Consider the following 9209-nt stretch of genomic DNA (forward strand, 5'->3'; position numbering starts at 1 on the left):
ATGCCTGAATTAATAAATAGTTTTGGCTACCTCACGCGATATTGGGGTAAAGCCAAAAAGAATCCCTATTCTGACGAAGACTACCATCTTCTGGCTTATCACTGTCTGGATGTTGCCGCTGTGGGGCAATTATTATTGGCACCACAAAAAAAACTGACGCAAGATCTCGCAGAGTTTTTAGAATTATCACCAGAATCATTACAGAATCTATTTTCGTTTTTTCTGGTACTACATGATATCGGTAAATTTGCCTCTGCATTTCAGCAATTATATTCTCAGGAAGATACTGACCTCATTAAACCTGATCAGCATAAGCCCTACGATTCCCGACATTTCCGGCATGATCGACTGGGGCTGTATTTCTGGAAAAAGATTCAGGATGAAGTTCTGTTTGCATTGGTGGGAAATGACAACCTGCAACCCAGAGAAAAAGACCGTGCCCAAGATGCGTTGATGATTTTAATGCAGTGTATGCTCGGGCATCATGGTAAACCCATTGATGAGGGTAATTGGAAAGATATTGTCGATTTTACTGAATCACAAAATACTGTTGATGCAACAGCATTTGCCCATGATCTGCTTAAACTTTTTCAACCTCATCTGCCACTGGAAAAGCTGCTGTCAAAAGAGTGGCAACAAAAACTGAAACAAGTAAGCTGGCAACTTGCCGGTATTGTGGTATTGGCGGACTGGATAGGTTCCGATTGTTATCATTTCCGTTATCAGACCAAAGCCTTTCCACTGGCAGAATATTGGCAATTTACCCAAAAACAGGCTCAAATTGTCCTGAATAACATTGATGTCCTGAATACTCCTCTGATATCTCCGTATACCTCTATTCAGGAATATTATCAATTCTCTCCCACCCCATTACAAAAATGGGCTGAGGAAGTCCCGATTGATGATTCCCCACAACTTTTTATTCTGGAGGATGTGACGGGAGCAGGAAAAACAGAAGCCGCCCTTGCCCTCACGCATCGTTTAATGCAAACCGGTGCTGCGGACGGTTTCTATTTTGGCCTGCCGACAATGGCAACCTCCAATGCCATGTTTAGCCGAATCGCCAAACATTACCCTCGTATGTTCAACGCCAAAAATGGCAAATTACCCAGCCTCGTTCTTGCTCACGGCGCAAGTGAGATGAATGATAATTTTCGTGACATCATCCTGACTTCTGAACATAACGACAGTGATTACGCCAGAGACGATATCACCGCGACAGCTCAGTGCCATCAATGGCTGGCAGATTCCAACAAAAGGGCGTTATTGGCATCGGTGGGCGTAGGGACTATCGATCAGGCATTACTTGCGATTCTGCCGAGAAAATATCAGTCACTTCGGTTGATCGGACTAAATCGCAAGGTATTGATATTCGATGAAGTACATGCCGCAGATGAATACATGTTTGCGTTGCTGGAAAGCCTGCTGAGCCTGCACCTGCATCAAGGGGGTTCTGTGATATTGCTGACCGCCACACTCTCCTTAAAACAGCGGCAACGGTTGGTGGATATCTGGTTATCTGCCAGCGGAATACCTTCACAGAAGTTGCAGGAAACCGCTTTTCCACTGGCAACGCAAGTCACATTAGATCCAGAAAATTCCATTATTGAAACACCCTTGAATAGTCGTCCGGATGTCAGCCGTACTGTCATGGTAAAAACCGTGAACCATCTGGATGAATGCGTAAAAATCGCCCTGAATGCCGCTAAAAGCGGGCAATGTGTAGTTTGGGTTCGCAACTCAGTGGATGATGCGCTACAAGCCTTTCAGATTATTCAATCGCAAATGGATGATCCTGAAAATTGTTCGCTATTTCACAGCCGTTTTATTTTGTATGACCGGAAAATAATAGAAAACCGTGTACTGAATATATTTGGCAAAGAAAGCACACAGAAAAAACGACAAGGGAAGATCCTGATTACAACACAGGTTTTTCAGGAAAGCCTTGATGCCGATACCGATGTAATGATTTCTGATATCTGCCCAATCGACGATCTGATTCAACGAGTTGGTCGCTTGCATCGCCATACCCGCAATGCACATGGCGAATATCAGAAAGGTATTACCGACAGCCGCACCGCCCCTGAATTATATCTCCACGCACCAGAATGGGACGATCACCCCGAAGCTGATTGGCTGAGCAAAGATTTCCGCAATACCCAATATGTTTATCGTTCAGCCGGGCGTTTATGGCTTGGCTTACGTGAACTACTGCGCCTAGGTGCTATTCGTATGCCTGCTGAAGCACGAACGTTGATCGAATCGGTTTACGGTGAAGATGTTGATGAGCAGATCCCAGAAGCACTCAAATACAAGGATGATGAAGCCATTGCTGAGGGACGGAGCAAAGACGCCATCGCGCGGTCGCAAGCCCTGCAATGGCAGCGCTATGAATACAGTAAACGCAGTGCAGGCGGCTGGTATGACGATGACAGGGATATCAGTACCCGATTTAGCGACATCGAAACGGTGAACGTGCTGCTCGTTAAACTGACCGAAGCGGGAGAACTCATACCGTGGGTAGAAGATGAAAAATTCCCTGTTCAGCTCAGCACTCTCAAACTCCCCAAAAACAGATTTGCCGATAAGTTGCAACCCGTACCAGAATCGCTTTCTCAGGCGGTGGAGCAGTTACAGAACAGATTCAAGTCCGCCAAATACCTGCAAATCTGGCTGCCGGAGATTGATCCCAATTTTAGTTACGATCCCAACATGGGTTTTTATGAACCCCCTAAGCAGGAGGCGTGATGAATCTCGTTAAAGATGTATGGCTGACTTTTAGAATGAGAAATGGCAGCGAGGAAAAACTGCCGCTGGCGGCAATCTGTGATCCCGCTGTTGTCGATTTCGCCCTGCCACGGGCTGATTTTCAGGGAGCAGCCTATCAACTGGCGATTGGCTTGCTGCAAACGGTTTTCGCTCCCGAAGACAAATACGAATGGCATGACTTTTATGAAAAAGCCCCGACACAGGCAGATTTGCAAACCGCACTTAATCGGGTGGAACATGCCTTCAACCTGACAGGGAGTGGCCCGCTGTTTATGCAGGATTTTGATTCTCTGGATGGGGCAAAATCAACGGAGATTTCAGGATTACTGATCGAAGCACCGGGCGCAAATACACTCAGGCTCAATACTGATCACTTTATCAAACGCGGTCAATGTGACGTGATTTCCCCTGAAATGGCCGCCATTGCCCTATTCACCTTGCAGATTAACGCGCCTGCCGGCGGAGTTGGGTATCGCGTCGGGTTACGGGGCGGTGGCCCACTGACGACCTTAATTCAGCCGCCAGAATTAGATGCGCCGTTATGGCAAAAGCTTTGGCTTAATGTCGTTAACCGGGATCATTGGCGCTATCCCGATCCTGAACTCAATAGTTCAGAAGTTTTTCCGTGGTTGGGTAAAACCCATACCAGCCAGAAAACAGGCACTGAAATCTACGCGCATAATGTCCATGAACTGCATATGTACTGGGCGATGCCACGGCGGGTTCGTCTGGAAGTAGAGGAAAAACCCGCCATCTGCCAATTAACGGGGCTGGCAACCCAGCAATCCATTTCGGGTTATCGTACCCAAAACTATGGCAACAATTATTCCGGTACATGGAACCATCCCTTAACGCCCTATCGATGGAATCCGAAAAAACCGAATGAAGAACACCTGTCTGTTAAAGGGCAACCCGGTGGTATTACCTACAAGATCTGGGATAGCCTGACTTTTTCCGATAATCAATCTGGTCAACGGGTAGCGCAGGTTGTCGACCATTTCAGCCAACTCAATGATTATTTTGCGGATGAACAGAGTTCCCCCCCACGATTATGGGTTTTTGGCTATGATATGGACAATATGAAGGCCCGCGGTTGGTATTCCACCACGTTGCCTTTGTTTTCCATGCCGATTGAAAAGAAAGACGCAATTTTCCGGCGAATTAAAACACTACAAAATCTCTCAATCTATGCACTGACTCAGTGCCGTACCCAAATCAAAAGTGCGTGGTTCAATCGCCCGAATGAAGCAAAAGGCGATATGTCGTTTATTGATGCCATTTTCTATCAACGCACCCAAGCTACTTTCTTTAAAGCTGCGCAACAAATTATCAGAAGCCAGCACAAAGCGTCTGCTTTATCCACCAAAGAGGCCGAAATCTGGCTCCATCAACTCAAAAATACCTGCTTTGATCTCTTTGATGAATTCGTGCTGTCAGAAGATACCTCCCCCAAAAATCTGCCTAAGAAAATCGAGGCGCGGCAAATTCTGACCAAGTGGCTGATGGGTTCCAAAGATATCAAATCATTTATGGCAGAACACGATATAGAAACTAAATCATCCAAGAACAAGAAAAAGGAGGTTATCAATGAATAACCTAAGCGAAAGCCGTTTAATGCGTTGGTGGGAAAGCATTTTCTTATCAGCCTCCGAATTGAAAGAAAAAAAGATTCTCCCTGCGCCTACACTCTACAAAGCACAATTAAAGCGTTGTCAGGTTATTGATGATGTTACTTTAACTGAAGGTTTTCGGGCACTCTGGTTCAGTTTGCTTGAAAAGGCTCCTGAAGAAAGCGCCAGCGAAGAAAAGAAGGCCGAAGAAATTGAACAAAAAGACATGACACTGTGGGCAATGATTGCCGTCACTCTGGTGTATGTAAAAGTAAATACCCCCACCAATCTGGCAACTGCCGCTGGCACCAAAACAGAAAATGACAAGCCCATTGTCAGTACACTCCGTTTCGCTCAATTGCAGGCAGCCAAAACTCCCGATGAGTTCATTATGCGTTTGCGACGTATTCTGCAACAACTCAACGGTCAGGTTTCCGTACTATCCCTCGCCAAAGATATTGAACAGTGGATGAAGGAACACCACCAGTCAAGACCGCATCGGGCCAACAAACGCCTCAGTGTGCGATGGGCAATGGATTACTACAAGGCCGCGAAATAAAAAGCCGCTAAATAACCCAAATGACTTTTCATCCAGAATCACTTTTCATCGATAAGGAATTTTAAATGAGCCAGTTTATTCAGCTACACCTGTTAACTTCCTACCCGCCTGCCAACCTGAATCGTGACGATCTCGGACGCCCGAAAACGGCCAAAATGGGGGGAGCAGAGAGATTAAGAATTAGCTCTCAAAGTTTAAAACGCCACTGGCGGGTTTCTGATCTGTTTCAGGATGCCCTTGCAGACCATCTTGGTTTTCGCACCAAACGTTTTGGATACCAAGTATATCAACGCTTGCTTAATGGGGGCGTTAAAGAGAAGCAAGCGACTGAATGGGCTGTCGCTATTGCGGAAGTTTTCGGTAAAAATAAAAAAGATGAACCTCTGGAAATCGAACAACTGGCTCATATCAGCCCGGCAGAAAAAGAAGCGACCTTTGCACTGGCCGATAAACTTATCACCGAAAATCGCGCGCCAACCAAAGAAGAGTTGATGCTACTGAGCAAAGAAAAAATAGCTGTGGATATTGCAATGTTTGGCCGCATGCTGGCGTCCAGCCCGGCCTACAGTGTGGAAGCCGCCTGTCAGGTTGCCCATGCTATCAGCGTTCACAGTGTCACCGTAGAAGATGACTATTTTACTGCTGTCGATGATCTCAATGGTGGTAAAAGTAATTCCGGTTCAGCGCATATTGGCGAAGCGGGCTTCGGGGCTGCCCTGTTCTACAGCTATATCTGCATCAACAAATCTTTATTAATAGAAAATCTGGCGGGCAATGAAGCTCTGGCGAATAAAGCGATTGCAGCCCTGACAGAAGCCGCCGTTAAAGTTGCTCCATCCGGCAAACAAAACAGTTTCGGCTCCCGCGCCTATGCCAGTTATGTGTTGGCGGAAAAGGGAGAGTATCAGCCCCGCTCCCTTTCTGTCGCGTTTTTAAAGCCTATTTATGGTGAAGATCAGGCAATCGATGCTATCACGGCATTGGAAGAACAGAAGGATAACTTCGATAACGTTTATGGTGCTTGCGCTGACACCCGCTATAGTATCAATGCCGTCACGGGTAAAGGTCGTTTTACTGAGCTGGTTCAGTTCGTCACTGAGTAAAAAAGAGGCCAAATATGAAGAATTACTTGGTCTTTCGCTTATACGGTGCACTTGCCAGTTGGGGCGTGGAAGCGGTCGGTGAAAGTCGGCCAACAGGCATTTACCCCACCCGTTCGGCTATTTTAGGGTTATTAGGTGCTGCACTTGGCATTCGACGTGAAGATGATACACAACTTGCCACGTTGCAGCAAAGTGTCAAAATTGCCATTAAACAGAGCGTTTCAGGTTCATTAATACGGGATTACCATACAGCCCAGGTTCCCTCTCAAGAGAAAAAACAGACGCACCTGACCCGCAAAAGTGAGTTGAGCGATAAATCTAAATTAAACACGGTACTGTCTTCACGGGATTATCGCACCGACGGTACGTGGATTATCGTCATTTCATTGACTGAACAGGCCACGATCACCCTTTCCACTTTGCAAGATGCGCTGAGAAAACCCGTCTTTACGCTCAGTCTTGGGCGAAAATCCTGTCCATTGGCACTACCAATGATGCCGCAACTGGCAGAATATCCGTCATTAAAATCAGCGCTTGATACTCCCTTTCCTCCCTTAACCCAATCAGAGAAAGCCGACCGCTATTGGCTGGGTTATCACGATGTGGTGAGCTACTTCTGGGAGGGCGATGAAAACGAGATCGACATTCCCGATACCACAATACTGACACATCAGCTCTGGGATGAGCCGCTATCACGCAGCCGCTGGCAATTTACCCAGCGCACGATGTATCAGGTATCCGTAATGGAGGGGACAAAAATGGAGGAAACAAATGTATCTGTCTAAAGTCACTTTGCGCCCTTCTGATTATCATATACAGCCACCAGCGCGACGGACAAAAAATGATGTCTATGCTTCCCACCAAATGTTGTGGCAACTGTTTACGGAGCAGGAAGAGCGCAATTTCCTTTTCAGGGAAGAGACGAATCTGAGCGGCAGGCCGGAGTTTCTGGTGTTATCCATGACCACACCGATAACCCATTCACCGCGCTTACAGATCCAGACCAAGCCTTTTGTGCCCAAGTTACATAATGGGCAAAAACTGGCGTTCAAGCTCCGTGTTAATCCCACGGTCTGCCTCACCGATAAAGATTCAGGCAAACAGCGTCGTCATGATGTTTTGATGCATGCCAAGCGTCAGGCACAAGATGCTGGCATCGGCGCGGATGAGATGGAATCCTTGATGACACAAGCTGCCCAAAACTGGATACAGGATGAGAAACGGCTTGCCCAATGGGGTATTCGTTTTGATTTCCCACCAGATATTGAGCGCTATACCCAACATCGCAGCTTCAAAGCTTCAGGCCAGAAAGTGGCATTTTCCAGCGTGGATTTTCAGGGTGTGCTCACCTTGTCAGATAGCGCGCTTTTTCTGGAGCAATACCGGAAAGGGTTTGGCAGGGCAAAATCGTTTGGGTGTGGGTTAATGCTGATAAGAGCTTTGTAATTTAAGGATATTGTAATGGCATTCATTCCATTAAAACCCATTCCCATCAAAGGCAGAAACTCAATGATCTTTATCGGAATGGGGCGTATTGATGTCAAAGATAATGCGTTCGTTGTGATCGATGAAGTCAACGGTGAACGCATGCATATTCCTGTCGGTTCCATCGCCTGCATTATGCTGGAGCCGGGAACTCGCATCAGCCATGCAGCAGTAAAACTGGCTTCAACAACCGGGACGTTACTCATTTGGGTGGGAGAAGCGGGTGTCAGGCTCTATTCCGTCGGACAGCCGGGAGGGGCCCGTTCGTGTTCCCCGTGAGTGCGGGGATAAACCGTGCAGTCCACGGATGTGGGTATCACCATATCCGTGTTCCCCGTGAGTGCGGGGATAAACCGCCGCCCTTAACAAAACAGTCTGCGACTCGAAAGTGTTCCCCGTGAGTGCGGGGATAAACCGCCAGTCGGGAAAATATCGAAATAGAATTACCTGTGTTCCCCGTGAGTGCGGGGATAAACCGACGGCACGCGATTTGCGCCCGGCTCGGCGATTGTGTTCCCCGTGAGTGCGGGGATAAACCGCACCCAAACTGGAACGTCATTGCGTGTTCGTAGTGTTCCCCGTGAGTGCGGGGATAAACCGAGTTCTTTCAGTTTAACACGCCACTTTCTGGCCGTGTTCCCCGTGAGTGCGGGGATAAACCGCGCCTTGGCGTGCAGTTCGGCGGATTCGCGGTCGTGTTCCCCGTGAGTACGGGGATAAACCGCGTTGGCATCCGTTTTCCCGACCTATTCTTCAGTGTTCCCCGTGAGTACGGGGATAAACCGTTAAATTCTCGACAGAAATCCATCCATGCGCCGTGTTCCCCGTGAGTACGGGGATAAACCGGAATTTTTAACGCTGAATGAGTGGACTCTGGTGTGTTCCCCGTGAGTACGGGGATAAACCTTTGGTCGAGGCGAATCACAGAGGAGCACAGACGTGTTCCCCGTGAGTACGGGGATAAACCGCTGGTATTAATCCGCCTCTAAACCCTAAGACTGTGTTCCCCGTGAGTACGGGGATAAACCGAATTTAACTGGTGCGTCGAGTAGCGATTTAACGTATTCCCCGTGAGTACGGGGATAAACCGCATAATACTCAGGTACTTTATAAGTCCGTCGTGGTGTTCCCCGTGAGTACGGGGATAAACCGGCGGCATCCCCGCTGCGCAGTTCACGTATGCGGTGTTCCCCGTGAGTGCGGGGATAAACCGGCATTGTTCAGCATTCGGGCGGATGATGGTATGTGTTCCCCGTGAGTACGGGGATAAACCAGACAAAAGAGATGAGCACGGAGGAATAGGAACGGATTCTTGTAGTACGGAGTATATTCAATGGATTTCAAGATACAGTACGACAACAAGGAAATAATAGAATATGGGATTCAGAAAATATTTTGATAAATATTGGAATGAAGAGTGCTGGCGAAAAGATATAGCAGAATCAACATAACCTGACACATTCGATGTGCTCGGTGAACAACTCATCAACTGAACATCTTTTTTGTCTTCTTATCGCTTTTGCCCCACTCCATTTGTGTTCTATGGGATTCAAGTCCGGACTATAAGCGGGCAGCCACTCTAATTGATATTGACTCTCTGCTATCGCTTGTATCGTATCAAGTCGTTTATGAAAACGCGCATTATCCATGACTATCACGGCACCGTGTGGGAGTTTTGGCAAT

7 protein-coding genes and 1 CRISPR repeat array are annotated in these 9209 nt (G+C 47.4%); of the genes, 6 read left to right on the forward strand and 1 reads right to left on the reverse strand.

Annotation, left to right across the window (positions count from 1 at the left end; translation table 11 throughout):
* The 6 genes from cas3 (at position 1) to cas6e (ending at position 7487) form a co-directional block, all read left to right on the forward strand.
* Positions 1-2748 carry a CRISPR-associated helicase Cas3' gene (gene cas3 / locus AAC854_RS13805; RefSeq protein WP_340617608.1) on the forward strand — a complete coding sequence of 916 codons (2748 nt, stop codon included), beginning with the start codon at positions 1-3 and terminating at the stop codon, positions 2746-2748.
* Complete coding sequence (gene casA, locus AAC854_RS13810) at positions 2748-4364, forward strand: type I-E CRISPR-associated protein Cse1/CasA (RefSeq protein WP_340617609.1); 1617 nt, start codon at positions 2748-2750, stop codon at positions 4362-4364. The genes cas3 and casA overlap by 1 nt, the downstream gene beginning before the upstream one ends.
* A complete protein-coding gene (casB, locus tag AAC854_RS13815) occupies positions 4357-4938 on the forward strand; it encodes a type I-E CRISPR-associated protein Cse2/CasB (protein ID WP_340617610.1) in 582 nt (193 codons plus the stop codon). The genes casA and casB overlap by 8 nt, the downstream gene beginning before the upstream one ends.
* Positions 4939-5003: 65 nt before the next feature.
* Complete coding sequence (cas7e, locus tag AAC854_RS13820) at positions 5004-6041, forward strand: type I-E CRISPR-associated protein Cas7/Cse4/CasC (RefSeq protein WP_340617611.1); 1038 nt, start codon at positions 5004-5006, stop codon at positions 6039-6041.
* A gap of 14 nt (positions 6042-6055) precedes the next feature.
* Positions 6056-6826, forward strand: a complete 771-nt coding sequence (gene cas5e, locus AAC854_RS13825; RefSeq protein ID WP_340617612.1) for a type I-E CRISPR-associated protein Cas5/CasD — start codon at positions 6056-6058, stop codon at positions 6824-6826.
* Entirely contained in the window at positions 6813-7487 is a 675-nt protein-coding gene (gene cas6e / locus AAC854_RS13830; protein ID WP_340617613.1) for a type I-E CRISPR-associated protein Cas6/Cse3/CasE, read from the forward strand. The genes cas5e and cas6e overlap by 14 nt, the downstream gene beginning before the upstream one ends.
* Positions 7488-7792: 305 nt before the next feature.
* Positions 7793-8800: a CRISPR direct-repeat array (repeat unit 29 nt; unit sequence GTGTTCCCCGTGAGTGCGGGGATAAACCG).
* A gap of 168 nt (positions 8801-8968) precedes the next feature.
* Here cas6e and AAC854_RS13840 read toward each other — a convergent pair.
* Positions 8969-9209, reverse strand: a 241-nt coding sequence (locus AAC854_RS13840; RefSeq protein WP_340617614.1) for a transposase, incomplete at its 5' end; no start/stop codon positions are given.

Origin of the sequence: Xenorhabdus entomophaga (assembly GCF_037996725.1) — a bacterium.
Lineage (GTDB): Bacteria > Pseudomonadota > Gammaproteobacteria > Enterobacterales > Enterobacteriaceae > Xenorhabdus > Xenorhabdus khoisanae.

What these genes read in the sequence shown, in the direction of transcription:
- casA (WP_340617609.1), top strand. Translation starts at nt 2,748, where the DNA reads ATGAATCTCGTTAAAGATGTATGGCTGACTTTTAGAATGAGAAATGGC.
- casB (WP_340617610.1), top strand. Translation starts at nt 4,357, where the DNA reads ATGAATAACCTAAGCGAAAGCCGTTTAATGCGTTGGTGGGAAAGCATT.
- cas3 (WP_340617608.1), top strand. Translation starts at nt 1, where the DNA reads ATGCCTGAATTAATAAATAGTTTTGGCTACCTCACGCGATATTGGGGT.
- cas6e (WP_340617613.1), top strand. Translation starts at nt 6,813, where the DNA reads ATGTATCTGTCTAAAGTCACTTTGCGCCCTTCTGATTATCATATACAG.
- cas7e (WP_340617611.1), top strand. Translation starts at nt 5,004, where the DNA reads ATGAGCCAGTTTATTCAGCTACACCTGTTAACTTCCTACCCGCCTGCC.
- cas5e (WP_340617612.1), top strand. Translation starts at nt 6,056, where the DNA reads ATGAAGAATTACTTGGTCTTTCGCTTATACGGTGCACTTGCCAGTTGG.